Source organism: Streptomyces sp. DSM 116795 (assembly GCF_055792905.1).
The window spans coordinates 4,337,332-4,362,146 of record NZ_CM147707.1; the positions used below are offsets into that span (position 1 = coordinate 4,337,332).

The 24,815-nt window shown below is 69.5% G+C and carries 21 protein-coding genes; 12 read left to right on the forward strand and 9 right to left on the reverse strand.

Annotated elements, in window-relative coordinates:
- Positions 1-260: 260 nt before the first annotated feature.
- The 3 genes from ACSMXX_RS18780 to ACSMXX_RS18790 all read right to left on the reverse strand — a co-directional run bounded on the left by ACSMXX_RS18780 (position 261) and on the right by ACSMXX_RS18790 (position 4,134).
- The gene (locus ACSMXX_RS18780) at positions 261-2,426 is read right to left on the reverse strand and encodes an NHLP family bacteriocin export ABC transporter peptidase/permease/ATPase subunit (protein ID WP_473184857.1); all 2,166 of its coding nucleotides are present in this window, start codon (positions 2,424-2,426) and stop codon (positions 261-263) included.
- A gap of 404 nt (positions 2,427-2,830) precedes the next feature.
- A complete protein-coding gene (locus ACSMXX_RS18785) occupies positions 2,831-3,634 on the reverse strand; it encodes a hypothetical protein (protein WP_473179849.1) in 804 nt (267 codons plus the stop codon).
- 296 nt (positions 3,635-3,930) lie between these two features.
- Entirely contained in the window at positions 3,931-4,134 is a 204-nt protein-coding gene (locus tag ACSMXX_RS18790; protein WP_028436646.1) for a hypothetical protein, read from the reverse strand.
- A 1,180-nt stretch (positions 4,135-5,314) separates the two neighbouring features.
- Between ACSMXX_RS18790 and ACSMXX_RS18795 the strand changes: the two genes are divergently transcribed.
- Together ACSMXX_RS18795 and ACSMXX_RS18800 are read left to right on the forward strand one after the other, a co-directional pair.
- Complete coding sequence (locus tag ACSMXX_RS18795; RefSeq protein WP_473179850.1) at positions 5,315-6,649, forward strand: MFS transporter; 1,335 nt, start codon at positions 5,315-5,317, stop codon at positions 6,647-6,649.
- 107 nt (positions 6,650-6,756) lie between these two features.
- Positions 6,757-7,233, forward strand: coding sequence for a phospholipase (locus ACSMXX_RS18800; RefSeq protein WP_473179851.1), 477 nt, complete (start codon positions 6,757-6,759; stop codon positions 7,231-7,233).
- A 121-nt stretch (positions 7,234-7,354) separates the two neighbouring features.
- On the opposite strand, the gene ACSMXX_RS18805 is transcribed toward ACSMXX_RS18800, so the two are convergent.
- Together ACSMXX_RS18805 and ACSMXX_RS18810 are read right to left on the reverse strand one after the other, a co-directional pair.
- Positions 7,355-7,588: a hypothetical protein gene (locus tag ACSMXX_RS18805; RefSeq protein WP_473179852.1), complete on the reverse strand. Its 234-nt coding sequence runs from the start codon at positions 7,586-7,588 to the stop codon at positions 7,355-7,357.
- 426 nt (positions 7,589-8,014) lie between these two features.
- Entirely contained in the window at positions 8,015-9,844 is a 1,830-nt protein-coding gene (locus ACSMXX_RS18810) for a bifunctional metallophosphatase/5'-nucleotidase (RefSeq protein WP_473179853.1), read from the reverse strand.
- 320 nt (positions 9,845-10,164) lie between these two features.
- On the opposite strand from ACSMXX_RS18810, the gene ACSMXX_RS18815 reads away from it, so the two are divergent.
- Entirely contained in the window at positions 10,165-10,986 is an 822-nt protein-coding gene (locus ACSMXX_RS18815) for an SAM-dependent methyltransferase (RefSeq protein WP_473179854.1), read from the forward strand.
- Between the two features lie 22 nt (positions 10,987-11,008).
- On the opposite strand, the gene ACSMXX_RS18820 is transcribed toward ACSMXX_RS18815, so the two are convergent.
- Positions 11,009-12,427 (reverse strand): FAD-binding oxidoreductase, encoded by a 1,419-nt coding sequence (locus ACSMXX_RS18820; protein ID WP_473179855.1) that lies wholly within the window; start codon positions 12,425-12,427, stop codon positions 11,009-11,011.
- Between the two features lie 269 nt (positions 12,428-12,696).
- Here ACSMXX_RS18820 and ACSMXX_RS18825 point away from each other — a divergent pair, with 269 nt between their 5' ends.
- Positions 12,697-13,950 carry a CapA family protein gene (locus tag ACSMXX_RS18825; protein WP_473179856.1) on the forward strand — a complete coding sequence of 418 codons (1,254 nt, stop codon included), beginning with the start codon at positions 12,697-12,699 and terminating at the stop codon, positions 13,948-13,950.
- 89 nt (positions 13,951-14,039) lie between these two features.
- Here ACSMXX_RS18825 and ACSMXX_RS18830 read toward each other — a convergent pair whose 3' ends face one another.
- Together ACSMXX_RS18830 and ACSMXX_RS18835 are read right to left on the reverse strand one after the other, a co-directional pair.
- A complete protein-coding gene (locus ACSMXX_RS18830; RefSeq protein WP_473179857.1) occupies positions 14,040-14,741 on the reverse strand; it encodes a response regulator transcription factor in 702 nt (233 codons plus the stop codon).
- Positions 14,738-15,952 carry a sensor histidine kinase gene (locus ACSMXX_RS18835; protein WP_473179858.1) on the reverse strand — a complete coding sequence of 405 codons (1,215 nt, stop codon included), beginning with the start codon at positions 15,950-15,952 and terminating at the stop codon, positions 14,738-14,740. The genes ACSMXX_RS18830 and ACSMXX_RS18835 overlap by 4 nt, the downstream gene beginning before the upstream one ends.
- Before the next feature lie 175 nt (positions 15,953-16,127).
- On the opposite strand from ACSMXX_RS18835, the gene ACSMXX_RS18840 reads away from it, so the two are divergent.
- Positions 16,128-16,574, forward strand: coding sequence for a hypothetical protein (locus ACSMXX_RS18840; protein WP_473179859.1), 447 nt, complete (start codon positions 16,128-16,130; stop codon positions 16,572-16,574).
- Positions 16,575-16,648: 74 nt separating this feature from the next.
- On the forward strand, positions 16,649-17,803 hold the full coding sequence (locus ACSMXX_RS18845; RefSeq protein WP_473179860.1) for a hypothetical protein: 1,155 nt from the start codon (positions 16,649-16,651) through the stop codon (positions 17,801-17,803).
- Between the two features lie 25 nt (positions 17,804-17,828).
- On the opposite strand, the gene ACSMXX_RS18850 is transcribed toward ACSMXX_RS18845, so the two are convergent.
- The gene (locus ACSMXX_RS18850) at positions 17,829-18,644 is read right to left on the reverse strand and encodes an SAM-dependent methyltransferase (protein ID WP_473179861.1); all 816 of its coding nucleotides are present in this window, start codon (positions 18,642-18,644) and stop codon (positions 17,829-17,831) included.
- A gap of 815 nt (positions 18,645-19,459) precedes the next feature.
- Here ACSMXX_RS18850 and ACSMXX_RS18855 point away from each other — a divergent pair.
- From ACSMXX_RS18855 to ACSMXX_RS18880, 6 genes are read left to right on the forward strand one after another with little or no spacing between them, the layout of a single operon-like run.
- A complete protein-coding gene (locus tag ACSMXX_RS18855) occupies positions 19,460-20,914 on the forward strand; it encodes an ATP-binding protein (protein ID WP_473179862.1) in 1,455 nt (484 codons plus the stop codon).
- Entirely contained in the window at positions 20,911-21,315 is a 405-nt protein-coding gene (locus ACSMXX_RS18860) for a roadblock/LC7 domain-containing protein (protein WP_473179863.1), read from the forward strand. Before ACSMXX_RS18855 ends, ACSMXX_RS18860 begins: the two co-directional genes overlap by 4 nt.
- A gap of 50 nt (positions 21,316-21,365) precedes the next feature.
- Complete coding sequence (locus tag ACSMXX_RS18865; RefSeq protein WP_473179864.1) at positions 21,366-21,689, forward strand: DUF742 domain-containing protein; 324 nt, start codon at positions 21,366-21,368, stop codon at positions 21,687-21,689.
- A complete protein-coding gene (locus ACSMXX_RS18870; RefSeq protein WP_473179865.1) occupies positions 21,661-22,269 on the forward strand; it encodes a GTP-binding protein in 609 nt (202 codons plus the stop codon). The genes ACSMXX_RS18865 and ACSMXX_RS18870 overlap by 29 nt, the downstream gene beginning before the upstream one ends.
- Positions 22,266-23,540: a cytochrome P450 family protein gene (locus ACSMXX_RS18875; protein WP_473179866.1), complete on the forward strand. Its 1,275-nt coding sequence runs from the start codon at positions 22,266-22,268 to the stop codon at positions 23,538-23,540. The genes ACSMXX_RS18870 and ACSMXX_RS18875 overlap by 4 nt, the downstream gene beginning before the upstream one ends.
- Entirely contained in the window at positions 23,537-24,793 is a 1,257-nt protein-coding gene (locus ACSMXX_RS18880; protein WP_473179867.1) for a cytochrome P450 family protein, read from the forward strand. Before ACSMXX_RS18875 ends, ACSMXX_RS18880 begins: the two co-directional genes overlap by 4 nt.
- The last annotated feature ends 22 nt before the right edge of the window (positions 24,794-24,815 follow it).

Consider the following 24,815-nt stretch of genomic DNA (forward strand, 5'->3'; position numbering starts at 1 on the left):
AGCCGCTGTCGTGAGAGACGGTGGGGTACGAGCCGGTGTCCTGGGGGACGGTGGGGTACGAGCCGCTGTCGTGAGAGACGGTGGGGTACGAGCCGCTGTCGTGGGAGACGGTCGGGTACGAGCCGCTGTCGTACGAGTCGTCCCGCGGCCCCACGGTGCCGTACGACCCCGTGTCCCACTGACCGCCGCCGGTCTGCCACGAGCCGGTGTCCTGCCCGCCCGCGCGGGGGTCCCCTGCGGAGCCGTCGCCTGATGCCACGTCAGTGCTCCTTGACCAGTTCGGCGTACGGGCCGCCGCGGGCCACCAGCTCCTCGTGGCGCCCGCGTTCGACGACGCTGCCGTGGTCCAGCATGACGATCTCGTCGCTGTCCCGGACCGTGCTCAGCCGGTGTGCGATGACCACGCACGCACACCCGCGCCGCCGCAGGTTGTCGATGATGAGCTGTTCCGTCTGGGCGTCCAGCGCGCTGGTCACCTCGTCCAGTACGAGGATGCTCGGGCGGCGCACCAAGGCGCGGGCGATCTCCAGACGCTGCCGCTGCCCCCCGGAGAGGTTGCGGCCGTCCTGCTCGACGCGGCTGTGGATGCCGCCGGGCCGCCGAGCGAAGTCGTCGAGGACGGCCGCGTCCCGCAGTGCGGTCGTGACGGCCTCGTCCGGTATCGAGGGGTCCCACAGCGCCACGTTGTCGCGCACGGTTCCCTCGAAGAGGAAGACGTCCTGGTCGACGAAGGAGACCGATGCGGCCAGCGCGCTGCGGGAGATGTCCTCCAGGCGCTGCCCGTCGATGCGGATCACGCCCTCCCACGGGCTGTAGAGGCCCGAAATCAGCCTGGAGACGGTGGACTTGCCGCTGCCGGAGCCCCCGACGAGCGCGACCTGCCGGCCGGGGCCGACCGACAGCGAGAACTCCGTCAGCAGCGGCTTGTCGAGCGGGCTGTAGCCGAACGTGATGCTCTCCAGGGACACATGGCCCTTGAGGCGTCGGGTGTCAGCGACCGGCTCGCGCCGTGAATAGAGCGAGTCCACGGGGAAGTTCTCGACGTCCTTCAGCCTCGCCACGTCGGCGGCGAAGTCCTGGATGCGTCCGGCGACGCCGTTGAGCCTTGTGATGGGAGCGGTGAATCGCGTCACGAGGGCCTGGAAGGCCACCAGCAGACCGATCGAGATGTGCCCCTCCACCGCGCGCATGCCGCCGATCCACAGGATCATCGCGCTGTTGAGGGTCGCGAGCGTGGGCGCCACGACGGCGAGCCAGGCCGTGGGCACCCCGAGCTTCTGCTGCTCGTCAAGGGTGGTGGCGTGCTGCCCCGACCAGCGGCGGAAGTAGCCGTTCTCGCCGCCGGTGGCCTTCATCGTCTCGATCAACTGCAGGCCGGTGTAAGAGGTGTTGGTGAGCCGGGCGGTGTCCGCGCGCAGCTTCTGCGTGCCGGTGGACCGCAGCCGGAGCACCACACGCATCGCGACCAGGTTGAGCAGCGCGATCAGCACACCGATGACGGTCAGCTGCGGATCGTAGGTCCACAGCAGCACCGCGTAGAGGATCACGACGACGGCGTCCACGCCCGCCGCGGCCAGATCGCGGGAGAGCGTCTCGGCCACCGTGTCGTTGGACTGGAGGCGCTGCACCAGGTCGGCGGGGCTGCGCTGGGCGAAGAAGGTGACGGGCAGCCGCAGCAGATGCCGGAAGAAGCGTGCGCTGCTGAGCGTCGAGGAGATGATGCGCCCGCGCAGCAGATTCGCCTGCTGCAGCGCGGTCAGCGCGCCGGTCAGCACCACCATCGCGCCCATCGAGGCGAACAGCACGCCCAGCAGCGACGTCTGCTCCCCGACCAGGAACATGTCGATGTACGTGCGGCTCAGCGCCGGCACCGCGGCACCCACACCCACGAGCAGGAGGCTGGCGAGCAGCGCGGCCAGCATCGTCCCGGTGGTGCGGCGCAGCCTCGCTGGCATGGCGCTCATGGCACCGGGGCGCTTGCCGCCGCGGCGGAAGTCCTCACCGGGCTCGAAGGTGAGGACGACGCCCGTGAAGCTGGTGTCGAAGTCCTCCAGCGGGACGAAACGGCGGCCCTTGTCGGGGTCGTTGATGTGCACCCCGCGCTTGCCGAGGCGGCGCCCCATCCCCTCGTAGACGACGTAGTGGTTGAACTCCCAGAAGAGGACGGCCGGCCCGGGCACCTCCGCGAGGGCCGCCGGTTCCATCTGCATGCCCTTGGCCGTCAGGCCGTAACTGCGGGCCGCCTTCAGGAGGTTGCTGGCGCGCGAGCCGTCTCGGGAGACGCCGCAGGCGATGCGCAGCTGTTCGAGGGGGACGTGCCGGCCGAAGTAGCCGAGGACCATGGACAGGGCGGCGGCGCCGCACTCGACGGCCTCCATCTGCAGCACGGTCGGCGTGCGGACGGCCTTGTAGTGCGGCTTCGGTATCTGCTGCGGCGTGCTGCGCCGGGCCGCGCCCGTACGGTGCTTGCCGCTGCTCCGTGCGCCGGACTTGCCGCTCTTGCCGCTGTCGGGGCGGTGCTTGCGCCTGCCCGGGGGCGGCAGCCGGTTCTCGCCGGTGGTCTCGGTGTCCGGGGCCTCGGTGTCCGGAGCGCCGGCGCCTGGGGACCCTGAGCCTGGAGATCCTGCGCTCCGGCCCGGGTAGCGCGGGGGCTGGGAGCGCGGAGTACGAGTATCCGGAGCCCGGGTGCGGGAGGTCCGAGTACCCCGAGTATCCGCAGCCTTGGCGGTCTTGCCTTTCCTGCCCGCCTCGGCGGCCTTGCCCTTCTTGCCCGCGGCGGCGTCGTCCGTCCTGTCCGCGGGCTTCTTCTTCTGCTGCTTCTGCCGCGGGCTCACGGGAGCAGCCAATCGACGGGACGCTCCGAGGGCTGGTGTATCGCGCCGTCGGTGACCGTCATCGATTCGAGCCGGTACGGCGGGCCCTTTTCGGTGGACCATCTGTAACCGGACTTCGTCGTCGCCGACTTGTCCAGCTCCACCAGGACCGCGACGGGCTGCCCTTCCTTGGTGAACTGGGCGCCGAGCTGGCTGTTGCCGAGGAAGCTGGAGATCTGCTGACGGGTCTGCGCTCTGCCGACCGCCTTCACGCGGCCGCGCAGCACGCCGTACTCGTCCGTCGGTGCCGACTGCACGGTGAGGTCCACGGCGGCTCCGGGGGAGACCGTGGAGCCGCTGCTGCCCGGCACGTACAGCATGGCGATCAGCGGCTCGCCCGGGCGTTCGACGCGCTCGACGGTCGCCACGTCCTTGCCGGTGGTGATCACGGAACCGATCTTCGCCGTCAGCGATGTCACGCGGCCGGCCGCCACCGTGCGAACTGCCTGGTATCCGCGGTCCGTTCGCACCTTCAGCACCGGAGTACGGGCGGGAACCATGCGGCCTTCCTCGGCCAGCACCTCGACGACCTGGCCTGAGACCGGGCTCTGCAGCACGTAACTGCCCTGGGCGTGGGTGAGGATGCCGGGCGCGTCGAGCTTCCCCGAGACCTTGCCTGTGACGGCCCAGTAGCCACCGCCCGCCATGACGAGAACGGTCACGAGCAGCACGAGCCAGCCCTGCGGGCGCGCGTAGCGCACCGGCAGGTCGAGTTCCTCGGGGGACTGCAGCTTGGAAAACGCCTTCTGGCGGAACTGCACGGGGCTATTCCCTCAACTGCGTTCGTCGCTTTCAGGCATGACGCTTCCTTCGGTGCGACGCCTCAAGGCATCGGCTTCGTCGGTGGGGCGGCCGTGCGCACGGCCAACAGCCGGGGCGGCCGGCGGCGCGAATTCGGGGACAGAAGTTGCAAGGCTTTCACAACTTCCCCCGGACGCATCCGTAAGCCCCGGAACAAGGGGGTTCCGGGGCTCACGTTCACCCCACTGGGATTCGGATGCACCGAGCAGGACGGGCTGTGCACTGCTGGCCCGTCCGCCCGGTGGCGGGCAACGCCTCAGAGACCGGCGAGGCCCGTGACCTGGGAGGTGTCGACACCGGTCAGGCCGGAGGCAACGCCGTTCACAGCGTCGGTGGTCTCGGAAACCGGGGCGACGGAGTCGGCGGTGCTCACCGCGGTGCCGACGACCGAGCCGAGGACACCACCCGAAACGTTGTCCAGGTCGTTGTCGGAAATCTCGCGGGTCTCAATGAAGTCCATGAGTTGAGCTTCCCTTCGCTTGCTCTTGTGTTCTCAATAGCAGCGGCCGGCCCGGGGAAAGCCGTCCGGCCGTAGAGCGGTCGTCTGATGCCCGACAACGGGAACCATTCGTTCAACTTCCGCGTCAGGGCCCGATCAAAGCATGCGTACGCGCTGCCAGGCCACTCATCCGTGTGCCGGTCCGGCGCCCATACGGCCGCTGAACTTCGTTCACGTGTAGTCACGTCCACGAATTCGTGGCGATCCCTTCACTTGTTACTCCGGCGTCGGCGGTGCCCATCGGGCCCTGGCCGCACCGCAATTGGACATTCCCGCACCAACCTCACCGGGCGCAATCGGCTCCGGTGGACATGTGTGGGGTCATGTGCCGCCCGTACGAACCAGTTGTGCAGGTTCGCTGAATTCAGTTTCGGGCAGCTGCACTTGCTCTCGCCTGCGCGGTCTGACCTGGGCCTGGGGGCTCTGTTGAGCGGATCCGCGTACAACGTGACTCATGGTAACTGAGAAAATCCGCAGCGAAGTCCTCCCGTATTACAGGCGCCTTAGGAGTGGTAAGGGGCGAAATGACACGTTCAAATGCTGAGACATGCGCCGGGCGCGCGTGTGCGAATCTTCTCCGCCGACGGTGCGCAGTCCGCACACCGAATCCACAAGTGTCCATGTACTGCTGCGACATGAGGCCAAGTCAGCCAAGTCCGCAGGTCCATGTGGAAATGGTGCTTTTCGGTACGGCGCCGAGTCGGCCGGTGTCCGGCCTGTGAACACGGTGGTGCCGTCGGACCGGGGCGAGGGGGTCAGGGCGCGGGGCGCTCGGGGTGTGGCCGGCGACCCGTGAACCGCGTCCGCCGCACGCGCGTGATGCGGGGGCGCGGTGCCCGTCCCGTGCTGTATCCCGTACGGCGGGCAAAGTCCAGAAAATCGGTGAACCGTGCAGAACCGTGACGAACGCAGGACATCTTCGTTGTACGTGTGCAGGCTGCAAGTGGGCTCCCCACGTTGGCGACCGAGGCCCCGGGTTCTCCCGGGGCCTCGGTCATTTCCGGGCGGCCTCACGCGGCCTGGGCGGTGCGCGGTGGTCCCGCGCGTTGCGCGATGTCGAGCAATGTGCACCGGCTTCCCCCGGGCCGTCCTGATGTACTGGGAGGCCAGCCGGCACCGCCGTCCGACCGGAGCCCGCCCTGTGCGATCGACCAGCTCTCCGCCGCCGCCGTATCTGCGCCGGGCGCGGGCCGCCGTCTCCGCCGTGTTCTTCGTGCACGGTGCGGTGTTCGCCTCCTGGGCCGCCCGCGTCCCCGCCGTGCAGGAGGAACTCCAGCTCTCCGCGGGCATGTTGGGCCTGGTGATGGCCGGGCCCGGCCTGGGGGCGCTCGCCGGCAGCCAGGCGGGCGGGCTGACGGTGCACCGGCTGGGCAGCCGGGCGGTCAGCGCGTCGGCGCCGGTCTCGCTGTGCGTGCCGCTGGCCCTCGTACCGGCGGGCGGTTCGGCGTGGACGCTCATGGCGGTGCTGGTGCTGCTCGGCGCCGCCGACGGATGCACGTCGGTCGCGATGAACGCCCAAGCCGTCGTCGTGCAGCGGCAGTACGGACGTACGGTGCTCAACTCCATGCACGCCATCCGCAGCATCGGTGCCGTCGCGGGAGGCCTGGCCGGCGTCGCCGGCTTCTCCCTCGGTCTCTCGCTCACCGCCCAGTTCGTCGTCATGGCCGCCGTGCTGGCCGCGGTCTCCGCGGTCGCCGCGTGCGGGCTCCTTCCGGACACGGGGGACGGCGGGAGCCCTGCGGGTCACGAGGGGCCGGAAGCGGGGACGGCGGGGACGGCAGGGACGGGGTCGGGGACGGCGGAGGCGGGGAGGACGGGCTCGGGCGTGCAGGCGACCGCGGCCGTTCCGGGGGAGGAGCGGCTGCCGGGGCAGGCGAGGCCCGCGGGCGCGCGGCGCACATCCACCACCGTGCTCCTCCTCGCGGTGATGACCTTCCTCGCCGCGCTCGTGGAGGACGCTCCCGCGTCCTGGAGCGGCGTGTACCTGCGTCACCTGGGCGCCGATGCGGCGACGGCCGCCGCCGGATACGCGGCCTTCAGCGCCGGAAGCGTCGTCACCCGGCTGTTCAACGACCGGCTGGTGAACCGCCTCGGCTGGGTACGCCTGATCCGTGCGGGCACGCTGTGCTGCGCCGCCGTGCTCACGGCTGCGCTGCTCCTCGGAACGCCGGCGGTGGCACTGGCCGGGTTCGTCGTCGCGGGCGCCGGGATCAGCGCGGTCTTTCCCGGTGCCTTCACCGCCGCGGGTGCGCTTCCCCGTCCGGGGCCGGCGATGGGGCAGATCGGGTTCGCGGGCAACCTCGGCTGGCTGCTCGTCTCACCGCTCGTCGGAGGGCTGGCGACTCTTGCAGGGCTGCCGGCCGCTCTCGGGCTGCTGCCGCTGGCCGCGCTCGCCATCGCGGCGCTCGCACCGGTCGTACGTCCTCGCCCCGTCCGTACCACATTCCACACGGGTGCCAGCGGCGAGTTGCGTTGAACGGAAAACTTCTGCGCACGCAGCTATATGGCAAGCGGTTGTTCTGTCATGCTCATGCTTTGTCAGTCCCGATGTCTGGACCGCCTCTCCCCCCACGGAGGTACGAAATGCGTCGAAGACTCGCCGCGGGCGCCGTCGTTACGTCCGCAAGCCTCCTCGCCCTCATCGGCACCGCCACAACCGCTGTCGCAGACCCGGCCGACAAGCCCCAGGTCCTCGAGAGCTGGACCCAGACCGACGCCGGAAGCCAGAGCGCCTTCCTGGCCGCCCGCGCCGACCAGGGCGCATGGGCCGACTACAACTTCGACTGGTCGACCGACGTCTGCTCCTCGTCCCCTGACAACCCGTTCGGTTTCCCCTTCGAGAACGGCTGCATCCGGCACGACTTCGGCTACCGCAACTACAAGGCGCAGGGCACCTTCGAGGCCAACAAGGGCCGGGTCGACGACGCCTTCTACGAGGACCTCAAGCGCGTATGCGCCGGATACGACGGTGCGAAGAAGGAGTCCTGCGACGCTCTCGCATGGACCTACTACCAGGCCGTGGTGATCGTGGGCGTCAAGAAGGGCAGCCCGGTCGGCTGACGCCGCCGGACTGCGAGCCACGGCGCAACAGTGCGCGGGGCGCCGCCTGGTGGCGGCGGCGCCCCGCGCACTCCTTCATTCGGTGCCGGCGGCCGCTGTTCCGCGGCGGCGGCCGGACGGATCAGACGCTGTCCGCCAGCTCCATGCGCCCCTGCATGCGTGCGCAGCTGGCGCAGCAGAAGAAGCGCCCTTCGGCCTGCAGACCGTGCCCCAGGATGCGGCACCCGCAGTTCTCGCAGATCGGCGCCATCCGCTGCGCGGCGCATTCGAAGCTGTCGAAGGTGTGCACCGCGCCTGCCGCCCGCACTTCGAAGGTGTGTTCGTAGTCGTTCCCGCAGACCTCACATACGGCCATCTCATGGCTCCTCGGGTGGTGTGGATGGTGGTCGGTGGCAGAGCGGACGGATCGCTCGGCACTGACTTGCACGGACGAGTGGTGCGTATGGGGCGCGGGTAGCACGCCCCGGCGTGCTCAAACCCCGGCGTAAGGGGGGTGCGCGGGGGCCGCGAGGGTGAGTGGCAGGTGAGTGGCCGCCCCGGGGGCCTCCGGAGCCGCCTCCGCCGCGGCCCGCGCCTCCCGAGCCGTCGGGGCAGCGCCCGCGCCCGGCCGCCGCCGTGCCTCGTACGAACGGGTGCCGCCCCCGCCCCCGCCCCGTCCCGCCCGCCGCCGCTGGTCCCGGCAACGGGAAACGCCCTGCCCGGCGGGGAGGACCCACCGGACAGGGCGCTGTCGTGCCTTGCCGCTTCTTGCTCCGGGCGCTACTTCACGTTGCTCCGGGCGCTACTTCACGACCTTGATTCGGTCCGCCTTCGGCGGCTTCAGCGGGTCCGACTCCGAGGAGTGCTCGCCGAAGTACGCCTCCAGCGCCTCCAGATCGGACTTGCCGACGAGCTTGTCCTTGCCGTCCTTGAAGACCGGGAAGCCGTCGGCGCCGCCCGCGAGGAACTCGTTCATCGCGACGCGGTAGGTCTTGTCCGCCTCCAGCGCCTTGCCGTCCAGCTTCACGGAGTCCGTGACGATCCGGTCCTTGCCGGACTTCGTCATGTCGAGCGTGTAGCTGAAGCCCTCGGAGACCTGGAGGATCTTCGGCGACTTCTCGTTGGCCCCGCTGACCTGCTGCTGCAGAGCCGTGATCAGCTGCTTACCGGTGAGGTCGATCGCCGTCATCATGTTGGTGAACGGCTGCACCGTGAAGCCTTCGCCGTACGTCACGACGCCGTCGCCCTCGCCGTCCGACTCCTTGTGCACGAGGTCGGAGCGGATGCCGCCGGGGTTCATCAGTGCGAGCTGTGCACCGCCCTTGTCCTCCGGTGCCATGAACTCCAGCTGCGCGTCACCGATCAGGTCGCCGAGCGGGGACTCGGGCGACGTCGATCCGCGGCCCTCGATGTCGTCGGAGATGTAGCCGATCGGCTTGTCCGCGATCGGGTCGGCCAGCTTGCCCCAGCGCTTGATGAGCGCGGTCATGTCCTTGGCCTTGGCCTGCTCCCGGCTCACCACGTGGTTGGCGCTCTTCACGCCCGTACGCACGATGTCGCCGCTGCGGCGGTCGTACGTGAGCGTGGTGTCGGTGTAGAGCTTGCCGAAGGAGGACGCCGAGGTGACCGTGCGCGGGTCGCCCGCCGGGTCCGGGATCGTGCACGCGTACGCCTCGTGGGTGTGGCCGGTGACCAGCGCGTCCACCTGCGGGGTGATGCCCTTGGCGATGTCGGTGATCGGGCCGGAGACGCCGTCGCCCGGACCGGGGCTGTCGCAGTCGTAGTTGTACTCGGGCTTCTCCGGAAGACCGCCCTCGTGGATGAGCGCGACGATGGACTTCACGCCCATCTTGTTCAGCTTCTTCGCGTACTTGTTGACGGTCTTGATCTCGTCGTGGAACTTCAGTCCCTTGACGCCCTCTTCGCTGACGATGTCCGGCGTGCCTTCGAGCGTGACGCCGATGAAGCCGACCTTCACGCCCTTCTTCTTCCACACCGTGTAGGGCTTGAGGATCGGCTTCTCGGTCTTCTCGTCCGTCACGTTCGCGGCGAGGTAGGGGAAGTCGGAGCCCTTGAAGACCTTGCCCTCCTCGGAGCAGCCGTCCTTGGGGTGGCAGCCGCCGTCCTGGAGGCGCTGGAGTTCCTTGCGGCCCTCGTCGAACTCGTGATTGCCGACGCCCGCGACGTCCAGGTCCATCTTGTTGAACGCCTCGATGGAGGGCTCGTCGTGGAAGAGTCCGGAGATCAGCGGGCTCGCGCCGACCAGGTCGCCTGCCGCGGCGGTGACGCTGTAGGGGTTGTCCTTGCGTTCCTTGCGGAGGGACGTCGCCAGATACTCGGCACCGCCCGCTGCCACCTTCTCCGTGGAGCCGTCCGGCTTCAGCCGGGAGACCTCACCGGAGGAACCGGGGGGCGGTTCGATGTTGCCGTGGAAGTCGTTGAACGAGAGCAACTGCACGTCGACCGTGCGTCCTTGGGCGTGCTGCCCCTGGCCCTTCCCGGTGCGGGCGTCGTCGGTGGTCTCCGCACCGGCCGGCAAGGCTGCCGACAGCACGCCGACGGCTGCGGCCAGTGCGGCCGCGCCGGCGGTCAACCGGCTCAGGCGTCTGCGCCGTTGTGGTTTCACGGTCATCTCGAGGTTCCCCTTCCTGGACTGCGCGAGCGCTGGCAGCCTACGGTCAACGCGCGTAGTCCGTCAGGAGTGCTGCGGTAACGACAGGGTTGCGGGAAGGGGAATCGGCCGGTGGCGGCAGTGCCGGCGCGGGCTGTCGGCCGTCCGGTCCGCACCGGTCCGCCCGGTCCGTCCGTCCTGTCCGCACCGATGTCGTCGCGTGGGACGCCGACATCCGGCCGAGGCGCTAACCTCGGCTCCATCCGTGCGGACGGCACGAGCCAACTGCCCTCCGGGGCACGACTCGTGGCACTCGTGGCGTCCTTCCGAGAGGGGCACAGTTGAGCAGTGAAGGACCGGGGCACCGCACGTCTGAGGACGTACGGGACAGGATCGACACCAGCATCACGCACACCGCCCGGGTGTGGAACTACTGGCTGGGCGGCAAGGACCACTACGAGGTCGACCGGGAGACCGGCGACCAGATCCGCAGGCTCCACCCGGGCATCGGCGAATACGCCCGGGCCGACCGGCGTTTCCTCGGTCACGCTGTCGCACATCTGGCGGGCGAGCTCGGGATCAGGCAGTTCCTGGACATCGGCACGGGCCTGCCGACCGCCGACAACACGCACGAGGTCGCCCAGCGGATCGCGCCCGACAGCCGCGTCGTGTATGTCGACAACGACCCGATCGTGCTCGTACACGCGCAGGCTCTGCTCACCAGCACCCCCGAAGGCCGGACGGCCTACCTCGACTGCGACCTGCGCGACGTCGGCACGATCCTCGAACAGGCCGCCGAGACCCTCGACTTCAGCCGTCCCGTGGGCCTGATCCTGCTCGGCGTGGTCATCTTCATCGAGGACGACGAGGAGTCGTACGGCATCGTGCGGCGGCTCATGGAGGCCCTGCCCTCCGGCAGCCACCTCGTCCTCTCGCACACCATCACCTCGCCGGCGATGCCGGACGTGGACGACGCCGTCGCCTTCTGGAACGCCAACGGCACGCCCAAGCTCACGCAGCGCACCCCGGCGCAGGTGGAGCGCTACTTCGACGGGCTGGAGCTGCTGGATCCGGGCGTCGTCTCCTGCTCACGCTGGCTTCCGGGTACGCGGATCGACGCGGAGGAAGTGGCGATGTTCGGGGGTGTCGGCCGGAAGGCGTAACCACCGGGCAGGCAGCCGGGTTTCAGGGACGGCCCGCGGCGGCGGTGAAGAGACCGTCCGGATCGTAGTGGACGCGGATCCGCTCCAGGCGGTGCTCGTGGGAGCCGAAGGCGGCGGGGCGCAGCTCCCCGGATTCGTCGTCGAGCCCCGCGAAGTTGAGGTATGTGCCGCCGGTCGAGAACGGCAGCATGGCGTCCCATGCCGAGCGTGCCCAGCCGATGGCGTCGTCGTCGAGCGAGGGTTCGCTCCAGACGGCGTCGACACTCAGGTTGAAACGGGCCGACCGGTGTGCGAACGCGCTGTCGTCGGTGGGGAGTTCGGCGACGGCGCCGCCGAGCGTACGGATCACGGTCAAGGTTTCCGGGGTCGGTCGCCGGGCGTCCTGGGCGAGCAGGGTCCGTACGGCCTCATCGCTCAGTTCGTCCATGAAGTGCGACTTCATGTAGTAGCGCTTGCCGTCGGGGAACATCTCGTCCAGCGCGCTCTGCGCCGCGACGTACGGCACGGAACCGCTCAGGTCGGCGAGCGGCGTACCCAGTCGCTTCAGCGGTGCCAGCGCGGCCTCGGCGGCGGCGTCGCTCGCCGGTCCGGCGTGAACGCCCGCCGCCACGACGACTTTCGATCCGTGCAGCTCCTGCGGGATCGACGGGTCGGGAGGGATGCTCCACAGGGCGAATTCGGGAGAGACGCTGTCCGGCATGGTGACGACGGCGTCGCGGAAGGCGCGCAGCACCGCTTCCGCGTCCTCGTACGGGTAGAGGACCTGCGCCGTGGCGACCTCGGGCCCCACCGGGTGGAGGCTGAAGTCGAAGGAGGTGACGACGCCGAGGCCGCGTCCCCCGCCGCGCACGGCCCAGAACAAGTCGGGTTCCTGGTCCCTGCTCGCGGTGCGCACCGTGCCGTCGGCGGTGACGATCTCGACCGACCGCAGGTTGTCGCAACTGAGCCCGTGTGCGCGCATCAGCAGGCCGAGCCCGCCGCCCAGGGTGAGCCCCGAGATCCCGGTCATCGACACCTCACCGCCGGGTGTGGCGAGCCCGAACACCTGCGTCTCCCGGTCGAGTTCGCCCCAGGTCACACCCGCCTGAGCGCGTACGGTGCGGTTCACGGGGTCGACGTGCACGCCCTTCATGGGGGAGAGATCGATGACCAGCCCGTCGTCGCAGACCGCGCTGCCCGCGACCTGGTGACCGCCGCCGCGGATGCTCACGACCGGCCGGTGCTCACGCGCCGCGTTCACCGCCTCGACCACGTCGGCCGTACCGCTGCACTGGGCGATCACCGCGGGGTGCCGGTCGATGAGTCCGTTCCATACGGAGCGCGCCTCGTCGTATGCGGGATGCCCGCGGTCGATCACCCTGCCGTGCAGCGTCGAGCGCAGCCGTTCCGCGATCGCCCGCTCCTCGGCGGCCGACGACCTGGCCTGCCGTTCTCTCAGCATGGCGCGTCACCTTCTCCCAGTGCCTGCCCTCGCCGTTTCACCAGCGATTTCAGGCTATGTCAGGGTCATGGGCCCCGCCTGCGGGCTGATCGTCCAGGCGTCGGCGTCGGCGTTGGCGGCGACAGCCGGCACCCGCCACCGGCGAGCAGCGGACCCGGGACCCGGGTGGGCGCCCGGGTTGAGCCGTATGGCGGCGAGACCGCGCGGGGGCCGCCGGGGCCCCATATATGTGGGTTTGTCGACTTTCCCTGAGAAAGCGAGAGCCCACCATGAGCACGTACATACGCCAGGCCGCCCTGGTTACCGCCACGACCGTGCTGCTGGGAATCGTCGCCGGCTGCGGCACCCAGCGGAACCCGCGTCATGAGGGGGACGACCGCCGCGACGACGCCGCCGCGAAGAGTGAGGCGTCCGCCGGGGCCTCACAGCGGCCGTTCACGCTCGTCGCCACCGGTGACGTCCTCTCCCACGACTCCGTCATACGTCAGGCCCGTGCGGACGCCGGCGGCTCCGGCTACGACTTCCGCAAGATGCTCGCGGGCGCCAAGTCCCTCGCTTCGGGCGCCGACTTGGCGATATGCCACATGGAGACGGTCTACGGCCGCTCAGGCGGGCCCTTCACCGGTTACCCGGCCTTCAAGACGCCTCCGGACGTGGCCCGGTCGATCAAGGACACGGGCTACGAGAGCTGCTCGTCCGCCTCGAACCACACCATGGACGACGGCATGGACGGTGTGCGCCGCACCATCACCGCCATGGACGAGGCAGGCCTGAAGCACGCCGGGTCCGCCGCGTCCCGCCGCGCCGGCAGCCGTACGACGATGATGAAGGCGGGCGGCGCGAAGGTCGCCCAGCTCGCATACACCTACGGAACGAACGACATACCCGTTCCGAAGAACAAGTCGTGGGCCGTCAACCTCATCGACCCGAAGCGGATCATCGCCGACGCCCGCGCCGCGCGCCGGGCCGGGGCCGACATCGTGGTGACGAGCATGCACTGGGGCACCGAGTGGCAGCAGGCCCCGGACAGCGACCAGAAGAGACTGGCGAAGCAGCTCACGCGCTCCCGCGACGGCAGCGGCCGCAAGGACATCGACCTCATCATCGGCACCCACGCACATGTGCCGCAGCCGTACGAGAAGGTCAACGGCACCTGGGTCGTCTACGGGATGGGCGACCAGCTCGCGGGGAAGATGAACGACAAGCGCGGAGCGATGAGTTCGGCGGCCCGCTTCACGTTCGTACCGCCGAAGGCGAGGGCGAAGTCGTCGGCGCAGGCCACGGGCAGGGACGCCAAGTCCGGGAAAGCCGCGGACGGCCGGGGACGCCAGGGCGAATGGGCCGTGAAGAAGGCCGAGTTCATGCCCTTCTTCGTCCAGACGACGCCGCGGATCAGCGTCGTCGACCTCAGCCAGGGGAACGCCCGCGACGCGGGTGCCGGCCGCGCCGACGCGTACCGCACGATCCGCGAGGCGGTCCTCAGCAGGGGCGCGGCGAAACAGGGGCTCCGCATGGGCCACTGACCCACTGACCCACGCCCCACGACCTCACGGCAGTGCATCGACCCGCACCGAAGGCGAGCCCGGGCCGCCGGCCACCGGCCAGGCCCGGGCTACCGGTGAGTCTCCGGGTCAGCGGACGGCCGGTCCCCGGCCAGCCGGTGCGGCCCGGACCGGCCCAGGCCGAAACGGCAGGCGGCGACGGCGAGTTGGACGCGATTGCGGCTGCCGGTCTTCGTCATCAGACCGGCGATGTGAGTCTTCACGGTCGTGACGCCGATGAAGAGCCGCTCGGCGATCTCGGCGTTGGAGTGGCCGGCGACGACGGATTCGAGGACTTGGCGTTCGCGGCCGGTCAGGGTGACAGGAGCCGTCTGCCCGGGTTGGGGACTCTCGACCGCGACGGCCCTGCGGACGAGACGGCGCAGGACGTGCGGGCTGAAGGGGCTCCGCCCGTCGGCGGCCCCGCGTATCCCGTCCAGCAGCTCCGCGGGCGCGGTGTCCTTGGCGAGGAATCCGCATGCTCCCGCCTCGAGCGCGGGGTAGAGATGCTCGTCGTCGTCGAAGGTGGTCAGCACCAGGACGCGGACCGACGGGCGAGCCGCCAGAATCCGGCGCGTGGCGGTGATTCCGTCGACGCCGGGCATGCGGAGGTCCATGAGCACGACGTGCGGCACCAACCGCTCCACGAGTGAGACCGCTTGCCGGCCGTCCTCCGCCTCACCCACCACCTCTATGCCGTCCGCGGCGGTGCAGAGCATGCGCAGTCCGGCCCGTACGAGCTGCTGGTCGTCGACCACGAGCGTGCGGATCACGACGCCTCCCGGACACCGGCCTCCGCGGGCGCGTCCGGCAGCGTGGCTCGCAGCGCCCATCCGTCGCCGTCCGGACCGACGTGCAGTTCTCCGCCGAGCAGTTCGAGACGCTCACGCATCACGAGCAGTCCGTGACCGGGAGCCTTCGCCGTCGTGGGAGGCACAGGAGTCGCAGCAGGCGTGGCGTTCCCACCGTCGTCGTACACCTCGACCCGTACCCGGCCCTGGCCGTCGCGCTGGATCACCAGTCGTGCCCGCACACCGGGATTCGCGTGTCTGAGCACGTTCGTCAAACCCTCCTGTACGAGACGCAGCACGGCATGCCGGTGTGCGGTGTCGAGCCCGTCGACCGTCTCCGAGTCCAAGGCCGTCTCCACGCCTGCCCCGGCTTGCTGTGTCCGTTCGACGACGGTTGCCAGCTCCGCCGAGAGGGCGGAGGACGTGAGGAGTGCCGGTTCGCCGGCGGTCGCGGGATCGCGCAGTACGGACACGAGCCTGCGCAGGTCCGTGAGCGCCTGGCCGCCGATGGTGTGCACGTCGCCCAGTGCCTCGTCGACCCGCGGATCGATGGACGGCACCACATGCCGTACGACGCCTACGCGCAGCACGACGGATGCCACATGATGGGCGACCACGTCGTGCAACTCGCGTGCCACAGCAGCCCGTTCGTCGGCACGGGCGACCTTGGCCTCCCATGCCCTGCGCTGTTCGGCCTCCCGCGCGCGCCGCTCGGCATGCGAGGCCAGTTCACGCTGTGAGCGCAGGAACGAGCCCAGCAGCAACGGCAGTCCCGTATTCAGCAGCACGATCAGCACGTTGGCGGCGAGCGAGTAGTGCGGGAAGAAACTCGCGGCGCCGGCGCCGCCGAGCGCCGCGGCACACCACCACATCTCCGGTCTCCGGCCCCGCAGCGCCACTTCGCCGAGCGCCACGCAGGCGAGGATCTGTGCGACCCCGCCCCCGATCTCGGCGGACGTGGGCACCGCGACGGCAAGCAGCACGCACTGGGCCAGCAGCACGGTGACCGGACGGCGACCTCCCGCCGGAACCAGCGCCGCCGAGGCCACAGCGACCAGCCAGTCCCAGCCCGACGGCTCGGTCTGCGGTACGTGCAGCAGCCCGACGAAGCCGACGGCTCCGGCCATCGGCAGCAGTCGTACCCATCCGTAATCCGCGGCGCAGGCGCGCAAGGACTCTCTTCTCAGCCGCACACCGCGAACGTAGCCCCGGCCCCGGCAGGCCGGCGTCCTACCGGAGGAGGGGACGGACCTCCTACTTCTGGCCGCGGGCCGGACCTGGAGCACGAAGCCCGTGCGCCCGCACCGGACCGAGACTTGCGGCGCCCGTCCGGCCCTCGGACGGGCGGAACGGAAGGACTCGGAGCACATGAAATCCAGGAAGCCGCCACCCCGCCTGACCACGGCCGTCCGGCTGCTGCTCTTCGTCGTCTTCGCCGGATACGGCACCGTCAAGCTGCTCGGCGGACAGTACGACTACGGGGACTGGGAGATCTCCAACCACACGGCGGACGGCACGAGCGTGGTGTGGGCCTTCTACGGCTACTCCGAGGTCTACGGCCGGTTCACGGGCCTCTACGAACTCGTCCCAGCCCTGCTGTTGCTCTCGCGCAGAACGGCCACGCTCGGAGCGCTGGGGCTCTTCGCGGTCTCACTGAACATCACGGTGATGGACTTCGCGTACGGCTACCCGATGGTGAAGTACTTCTCCCTCGCCTACACGCTCCTCTGCCTCTTCCTGGTGGCCCAGGACCGCGACCGGCTCCTGGCCGCCTTCTGGCACAGGCCTGCCCAGGACCCGGGGAAGGCGCCCTGAGGATGCGTTTGCGGCCCGTCAGGGCCGGGGTTCTACTGGACGGAGGCTCGGCCGTCCACCGTGGAGGATCCGCGATGGCTCACGAGAGTTCCGACGAGGGAGACGAGAAGGCCACGGTGCGGGCCCAGAAGTCGGACGGAGACGTCAAGGGACGCTCGCGGTCCGCACTGTGCGCCGGTATCGGAGCGCATATCGCCTACGTGCAGTCCCAGCTCAACGCCCTGGGCACCCTGTCGGACGCCGACTCCGAGATCAGGGACAAGGCGAACGGGCACCTCGACGCCGCACGGTCCGAGATCAAGGGCCGGGGATGGCACAAGGGGCTGTGGCGCAGGATCACCAGGACCGATGTCGTCGCTGCGCTGTGCAACGTCCACGAGGCGGAGGTCGAGCTCACGAAGCTGCTCGACGAGGACGAGTTGAAGAGCAGGTTTCCGCAGATCCTCACCCAGGCCCGTGAGCAGCTGAGTCCGGACGATCCGCAGCGGAACCTGCTCGAAGAGGAATGGGGCGGGGCCAGGGAGGGCCGACGGCTTCCCTCGGAGGCGAAGGGCCTGGCGGTCGAGACGCTGCATGCGGCGCACAAGGCCCAGGAAGAGAACCGGATCAGAGTCCGCAGCTTCACGCAGATCCTGATCTGTTCCATCACGGGCATGGCTTTCATCGCGATCGGATTCGGCGTCTGGGCGACTGTGAATCCCGATGTGGCCGCCCTCTTCTGTTTCGCCGACCAGAGCGGGACCCTGACCCGGATCTGCCCCCTCGGGGGAGGCCGGGCCCGAGGCAGCGACGTCTTCCTGATCGAGTTCATGGGGATGTTCGCAGCCGCTCTGGCGGGCGCGGCCTCGCTGAGCAAGATGCGCGGAAACTCCTCGCCGTACCAGGTCTCCATGCTGTTGCTCCTGCTGCGTCTCCCCGCCGGCGCGATGACCGCGGTACTGGGGATCCTTCTCGTCAGCGGGGCCTTCTTCCCTGGCTTGACCAGCCTTGACGCGAGTGCGCAGATCATCGCGTGGGCCGCCGCGTTCGGGATTCTGCAGGAGCCCGTGACTCGCGCCGTCGACAGGACAGGCAGGTCCTTCCTGGAGGACTTGACCCCGTACGAGGAAGCGAGGGCCGCTCCATCGCAGGTCCCGCATCATCAGGAGCAGCCAGTGTGGGGCCCGCGGAGAAAGCAGCGCACGTGGCGGATCCCGAACACCCGGCGGCGTCGGCGCGGGAGGCCCTGACGGGCCCGCCGCGCCGCCGGACCCGCTACGGCTTCCTCGCCACGCCCCCGTACTGGTCGACCTCCTCGGGCCCTCCGACGGGCTCCGTCTCCGGGCGCCAGCGCGGGCAGGAGACCACGCCCGGCTCCAGCATCTCCAGGCCCTCGAAGAAGCGGGTGATCTGTTCCGGGCTGCGCAGGATGTAGGGGACCGAGCCGCCTTCGTTGTAGAGCCGCAGTGCCTCCACGTACGCCTCGCTGGTGTTGGTGCTGTCGTACTGGACGAGGTAGCTGCCGGAGGGCAGGGCGTTCACCAGGCGGCGCACGATCGAACGTGCCTCGTCGTAGTCCTCGATGTGGCCCAGGATTCCCATGAGCATGAGGGCCACGGGCCGTGAGAAGTCCAGGGTGTCCGCGGCCTCCCGCACGATGGTGTCCGGGTCGTGCAGGTCGGCGTCCACGTACTGGGTGACGCCCTCGGGGGTGCTGGTGAGCAGGGCGCGGGCGTGTGCCAGTACGAGGGGGTCGTTGTCGACGTAGACGATCCGGGCCCGCGGGTTGACCGACTGGGCGATCTGGTGGGTGTTGTCGACGTTGGGCAGGCCGGTGCCGATGTCGAGGAACTGGGTCACTCCCGCTTCGCCTGCCAGATGGCGCACCGCGCGGGCGAGGAAGTAGCGGGCGGCGCGGGCTCCGTCCTCGATGTCCGGGTAGATCTGGCGGAACTCGTCACCGGCGCGCTGGTCGACCTCGTAGTTGTCCTTGCCGCCCAGCCAGTAGTTCCAGATGCGGGCCGAGTGCGGCACGGTGACGTCGATCTTGGCCTGGACTTCCGGGTCGCGGGCGATGGGCTCGTCCGACATGGAGTACCTCTTCTCGGAGTGGGCAGGGCTCTGCGCCGTCACGATCGTAGAGGCCAACTGCCCTGCCGATGAGGGAGTTTGCGGCGTGACCGCGTCCGCTGTACGTGGCTTCCTCGTCCGGCGGGGCGCCGCACGGGCCGGCGCGTGGCGGCGAGGACGAGGCCGGATGGCCCCTGTTAGGGCCGATCCGCCCGAACAGAGGCTGTTCCGAGGTATTCCTGGTTTCCGTTTGTATCTGTCTTTCCTCGTTTTTCTCTCGGTGGTCCGCTGTCGCCGAGGTGGACAGAATTGTTCCTTTTGATCTGCGAATCCGGCGGCGAAGTCGCGCTGCGATATGCCGTGCCCGGAACATTCGCGGGCAATGCCCGGCGACATCCTTCAAGTTCCGCTCACCAGCGGCGACAGAATGCGAGTGCCGAAGAACGGGGCCGGAAGACGACCACATGCCGCCCGGATGGTGCCCGCTCCCGCCATTGCCGCATGAACGAATCGCCTGGCGCGTACATCGGGATAATCCGCAGGTCACAGGCGTACGGAATCAGCGCCGGCGGTCCAGGCGCCGGCACTTGCCGCAGGTTCTCAACTTCCTTCTGCCCGAGCTTCCCACGCAGGGTGACGGCATCTACACTGACGCCGCGTCAACCGGCTCCACTTCTCATCGATATGCGAAAGCTGCGGTCAACCTATTGAGTACCGAATCTTTAACTGGCCGGACAGGGTTCAGACGCCAAACGGTGTGGCCCGCCGCCCTTTTACTGGCGGCCGTCGCGGTCATCGCGCAGATGGTCAGCTGGTGGACACGGTCTCCCGCCGTAATGGCGAGCGGATCAGTCGCGGCCGTGGCACTGCTGGCATGTCTGCCGCACCTGTGGCGCCTGCACCGCGAGGACATAGACCACGCCGACCGCTCCGCCGGGCAGGCCGAGCAGGCACAGCGCGCCGCCGACGCCCAAGTCGCCTCGGAGAGGGCGCACTTGACGGAACAGTGGCAGACCTGGTCGCAGTCGCAGTTCGAGGCGTTCCACGAGTCCGTGGACACATGGTGCCGCGATCTGCACACCGTGCTGAACGAGCGGCGAAAGCCCGAGACCTCACTCCCCAACCTCAGCCCGCAGACGGCCAAGCTGCTCAGCGGCGCTCTCGATGAGGTCGACGAGGAACTCGTCGACGTACAGGACGCCTGCGAGCACGCGATCGTCTTCCTGGCGCAGCGTCTGCAGACGGGCGGCCTGCAGATCCAGGAGAAGGCCGGCGGCCTGATGGACCGGCCCGAGCCGGGACTGCCCGAACTCGGCATCGAGATCGACCACTTGGCGACCACGTTCGCCCACCACGCGCAGAGCCTCCGCATCCTCGGCGGCTCGTGGACCGGGCAGCAGTGGCAGGAGACGGTCCCCCTCACGGACATCGTCCGGGCCGCGGGCGGCCAGATCACCGACTACCAGCGCGTGGTGATCGGCGGCGAACCCGACCTGGGCGTCAAGGACTTCGCAGCCGAATGGCTCATCCACCTCGTCGCCGAACTCCTCGGGAACGCGACGACCTACAGCCCCAGCAGCAAGGAGGTCACCGCACAGCTGGAGGCCGTGCCGTCGGGAGCCGTCATCCAGATCGACGACCGCGGTACGGGCATGACGGAGGCACGCCTCCAGAAGGCCCTGGAACTGGTCGCCGGGCAGCGCGACGTCAGCATCCGCGATCTGCAGACGCCGCAGGTCGGCCTCGCGGTGGTCGGCAACATCGCGCGACGCCTGAAGCTCCGCGTGAGCCTGGGACGTTCGCCGTACGGAGGCATCCGTGCCGTCGTACTGGTGCCCATGGACCTGCTCGAAGCGATCGATCCGGTGTACACGATGCCCGTACCGGAAGGCACCGCAGGCCCGGCGGTGGAGGAAGAGCAGGCCGAGCGCTCCGAGCGGGAACGGCAGACCCCCCTCCCGGTCCGCAACCGGGAGCAGCGGGAGCAGCGGGAGCAGCGGGAGACCTTCGCCCCCACACCGGCCCCGGAGCCCGCTCCCTCGCTCGCCCCCGAACCGGCCGGGACCGGCGAACCCCCCTCGGACTCCGAGCCCCCCGCGGTGGGACTGCCGCGGCGGCGCTCACCGCGCAACCAGCGCCCGGAGGCTCCCGCGGAAGCACAGCAGAACAGCATCGGCAGCGAGGACGACCCGGAAGCCGCCGCTTCGTTCATGAGCTCCTTCGTACTGGGGGGCCGGACCTCTTCGCCCGATGATGAAACCGATTCGCCCCAGGGGGACGACGACCGATGAGTCACGAAGCAGCTACGCACGACCAGTCCTGGATGCTCAGTGACGTAGCTGACGTCCCCGGTGTCCAGCACGCGGTGGTCCTCAGCGCCGACGGTCTGGTCCGCGCCCGCACCAGCGAGCTGGGCATCGACGAAGCCGACACCCTGGCCGCGGCGGCGGCGGGGCTGCAGTCGCTGGGCATCAGCCTGGCGGGGCGCTTCGGCGAAGGGGGACTGAAGCAGCACATGGTCGAGTGGAAAGGCGGTTTTCTCTTCCTGCGCGGCGCCGGCGACGGATCGAGGCTCGCGGTGATCACCAGCAACAGGGTCGATCCAGGAGTGATCGCCTCGCAGATGGTGCTCCAGGTGCAGCGGTTCGGCGACCACCAGGGCAGTCCGCCGAGGAGGCACTCCGTAACGTGACCGGACCGAGAGGACCGAGAGGACCGAGAAGGGGACCTGTACGCCCCTACGTGCTGACCGGCGGGCGCGCCCGTCCCCGTCAACGGCTGGCCGTGGAGACACTGCTGGAGACCGTCGACCCCGAGGGCAGCGGCCTCCCGGTGACCGCGAGCAGGCAGGAACGGATGCTGTGGCGGATGTGCCGGCACAGACTCTCCGTGGCGGAGTCCGCCGCGCACCTGGGCCTGTCGGTCAGCGTCGTCACGATCCTCGCCTGCGACCTGATCGACGCCGGCTACCTCGTCACACGTTCTCAGGTCCCCAAGGCGCAGCTTCCCGACGTGCACATACTCCAAGAGGTACTGGATGGACTCCGCAGACAACTCAGCGCCTGACGGGCGCTATCTGGCCCCCACCGTCGACCAGGCGCTGAAGATCCTGGTCGTCGGATCGTTCGGGGTCGGCAAGACGACGCTCGTGGGGAGTGTCAGCGAGATAGACCCGCTGCGCACCGAGGAGACCATCACGCAGGCCAGCACGGGCGTGGACGACCTCTCCGGCCTTTCGGGGAAGACCGCCACGACCGTCGCCATGGACTTCGGGCGCATCACGCTCAACTCCAGGATGGTCCTGTACCTCTTCGGCACACCTGGGCAGCGGAGATTCTGGGACCTGTGGGAGGGGCTGGTCATCGGCTCGATCGGCCTGCTGGTCCTCATCGACACGCGCAGGATCGAGGACAGCTTCGAGATCCTCGACCAACTCGACGTGCGCAGCCTTCCGTTCGCCGTCGCCATCAATCAGTTCCCGGACTCCGTCCGCTATGACGAAGCGGACCTGCGTGAGGCCCTCGATCTGCTTCCGGAGACCCCACTCGTACACATCGACGCCCGTAGCCACCATTCGTCGACGCAGGCGCTGATCACCCTCGTCGAGTACGCCGCCCGCATCAAGGCCCAGGAGAAGGTTGCGTGACCACACCGGCACCGACGCGCCCGCACGGCTCGGAGAAGCTCGTCTCGCTGACGGAGATAACCCAGTCCAGAGACCCGCACGGCATCTACCACCAACTCCGGCTGCAGCACGGCCCCGTGGCACCCGTGGAACTGGAACCCGGAGTGCCCGGGTGGCTGGTGATGGGTGTGGACCAGCTGCGCATCATCACCGAACGCGAGGCGCTCTTCTCGCGGGACGCCCGCAACTGGCGCGACCTCAACGACGGCATCGTCTCGCCCGACTCGGGGCTGCTGCCGATGATGGCCTACCGGCCCAACGTCATCGGCGCCGACCAGCAGGAGCACCGGCGTCTGCGCCAGCCGCTGGACGACGGAGTCGGACGCATCAACCACCGCGCGCTGCGCCGCCAGGTGCAGCGGATCTGCAGTGAACTCATCGCCAGCTTCGCCCAGTTGGGCAGGGCCGACCTTGTCGCGGACTACGCGGCGTACGTGCCGATGCTGGCCGTCGCGAGCCTCTTCGGGCTCGACACCCGTCAGGGCCACGAGCTGCGCGCCGCCCTGATCGCGCTGTTCAGCAGCCAGACCGACTCCCAGGTCGGCAACCGCAGCTTCGAGCAGATCCTCTTCGACACGCTGCGGGAGCGGCAGCAGAACCCCACGGAGGATCTGACGACCGCGCTGATGAACCACCCGAACCTTCAGGACGATCCCGAAGTGCTCCAGTCCATGGTGGTGATGATCTCCGCCGGGAACGAGACCACCACGTGCTGGATCGCCCACACCCTCTACCGGATGATCACGGACACCTCGTTCGACGACCGTCTTCGCAGCGGCCAGCTCGGCGTCGACGACGCGCTCGACGAGGTGCTGTGGCGCGAACCGCCGATGACGCACATGCCCGCACGGTACGCGCTGCGGGACATCGAACTCGGCGGCCAGACCATCCGCCACGGCGACGTGCTTATCCTCGGGCTCTCGGCCGCCAACGCGGACCCGGCGCTCGCGCCCGGCGGACGCCGTCCGCCCAACAACCGTGCGCACATGGCCTATTCGGCGGGGCCGCACATGTGCCCCGCACAGGACACCTCGCGCGTGATCACCCGTACCGCCGTGGACACCGCGCTGCACCTGCTGCCCGGCCTGCGGCTGACCGTCACGCCCGGCGAGATCAGCTGGAACCCCTCGCCCTGGACCCGCTGTCCGACCCAACTGCCCGTCGCATTCGCCGTTCCCCACGAGATCACCGCGCCGCCCGCAGCCGCCCGCCACATTGGAGAGACCGCATGACGGCAGACCAGGCATCGCCGACGTCCGGCGTACCGACCCTCGAACTCGACCCGCACGGCCGCGACCACATGGGAGAGGCCGCGAGACTGCGCGGGCTGGGGCCGGTGGTGCGCGTCAAGCTGCCGGGCGACGTGGAGGCGTGGAGCGTCACGCGCCACGACCTGCTCAACAAGCTGGTGATGGACCCGCGCATCTCCAAGGACTGGCACAACTGGGGAGCCATGGAGCGTGGCGAGATCCCAGACGACTGGCCGCTGATCGGCATGGTCAAGGTCACCAACATGGTCACGGCGGACGGCGCCGAGCACCGCAGGCTGCGCAAGCTCGTGAGCCAGACCTTCACGGCACGCCGTGTCGAGGACCTGCGTCCGGGCACGACCGAGATCGTCGAGAACCTGCTGGACGCACTGCCCTCGCACGCCGAGGCCGACGGCACCGTCGACCTGCGCAAGCACTTCGCGTACCCCGTGCCGATGCAGGTCATCAGCGACCTCTTCGGCATCCCCGACCACGAACGGCCGGAGCTGCGCGACGCGGTGGACAAGATCTTCCGCTCCGATCTCTCGCCGGAGGTGGTCGGCGCCAACCAGATCGCCGTCTACCAGCTGCTCGCCCGCGTCGTCGAACTCCGCGGCAGGGAACGCGGGGACGACCTGACCAGTGCGCTCATCTCCGCACGTGAGGCGGAGCCGGACGCCCTGACGCAGGAAGAACTCGTCGGCACCCTCCTCGTGATGCTCTCGGCGGGACACGAGACCACGCTCAGCCTCATCGTCAACGCCGTACGGGCCCTGCTCACGCACCCGGACCAACTGGCCCTCACCCGGGGCGAGGAGGACATGTGGCCCGCGGTCGTCGAGGAGACGCTGCGCTGGGAGGCGCCCATCGGCAACTTTCCCTTCCGCTACGCGACGGAGGACATCGACGTCGCCGGCGTCACCATCCCCGCGGGCGACCCGATCATGGCCCCGTACAGCGCGGTCGGCAGGGACCCGCAGCAGCACGGCCCGGACGCGGACTCCTTCGACATCGCCCGTGAGCAGGCACGGCATCTCTCCTTCGGGCACGGCGCACACGCCTGCCTCGGGGCACCGCTCGCACGGCTGGAGGCCACCATCGCGCTGCGTGAACTCTTCGCGCGCTACCCGGACATGATCCTCGGGGCCGTCCCGGGCACCCTCGGGCCGGTGCCCTCGATGTTCTCCAACAGCGTCACGACGCTGCCCGTACGGCTCGGCAGGCCCGCCGGCTGACCGGGACGGGAGCGGCGGACGG

Bases quoted from the DNA above. Each gene is read 5' to 3' on its own strand.
- ACSMXX_RS18805 (WP_473179852.1), bottom strand. From the start codon at position 7,588: ATGGCCGTATGTGAGGTCTGCGGGAACGACTACGAACACACCTTCGAA.
- ACSMXX_RS18790 (WP_028436646.1), bottom strand. From the start codon at position 4,134: ATGGACTTCATTGAGACCCGCGAGATTTCCGACAACGACCTGGACAAC.
- ACSMXX_RS18825 (WP_473179856.1), top strand. From the start codon at position 12,697: ATGAGCACGTACATACGCCAGGCCGCCCTGGTTACCGCCACGACCGTG.
- ACSMXX_RS18800 (WP_473179851.1), top strand. From the start codon at position 6,757: ATGCGTCGAAGACTCGCCGCGGGCGCCGTCGTTACGTCCGCAAGCCTC.
- ACSMXX_RS18850 (WP_473179861.1), bottom strand. From the start codon at position 18,644: ATGTCGGACGAGCCCATCGCCCGCGACCCGGAAGTCCAGGCCAAGATC.
- ACSMXX_RS18860 (WP_473179863.1), top strand. From the start codon at position 20,911: ATGAGTCACGAAGCAGCTACGCACGACCAGTCCTGGATGCTCAGTGAC.
- ACSMXX_RS18870 (WP_473179865.1), top strand. From the start codon at position 21,661: ATGGACTCCGCAGACAACTCAGCGCCTGACGGGCGCTATCTGGCCCCC.
- ACSMXX_RS18820 (WP_473179855.1), bottom strand. From the start codon at position 12,427: ATGCTGAGAGAACGGCAGGCCAGGTCGTCGGCCGCCGAGGAGCGGGCG.
- ACSMXX_RS18840 (WP_473179859.1), top strand. From the start codon at position 16,128: ATGAAATCCAGGAAGCCGCCACCCCGCCTGACCACGGCCGTCCGGCTG.
- ACSMXX_RS18810 (WP_473179853.1), bottom strand. From the start codon at position 9,844: ATGACCGTGAAACCACAACGGCGCAGACGCCTGAGCCGGTTGACCGCC.
- ACSMXX_RS18845 (WP_473179860.1), top strand. From the start codon at position 16,649: ATGGCTCACGAGAGTTCCGACGAGGGAGACGAGAAGGCCACGGTGCGG.
- ACSMXX_RS18880 (WP_473179867.1), top strand. From the start codon at position 23,537: ATGACGGCAGACCAGGCATCGCCGACGTCCGGCGTACCGACCCTCGAA.
- ACSMXX_RS18855 (WP_473179862.1), top strand. From the start codon at position 19,460: ATGGCGAGCGGATCAGTCGCGGCCGTGGCACTGCTGGCATGTCTGCCG.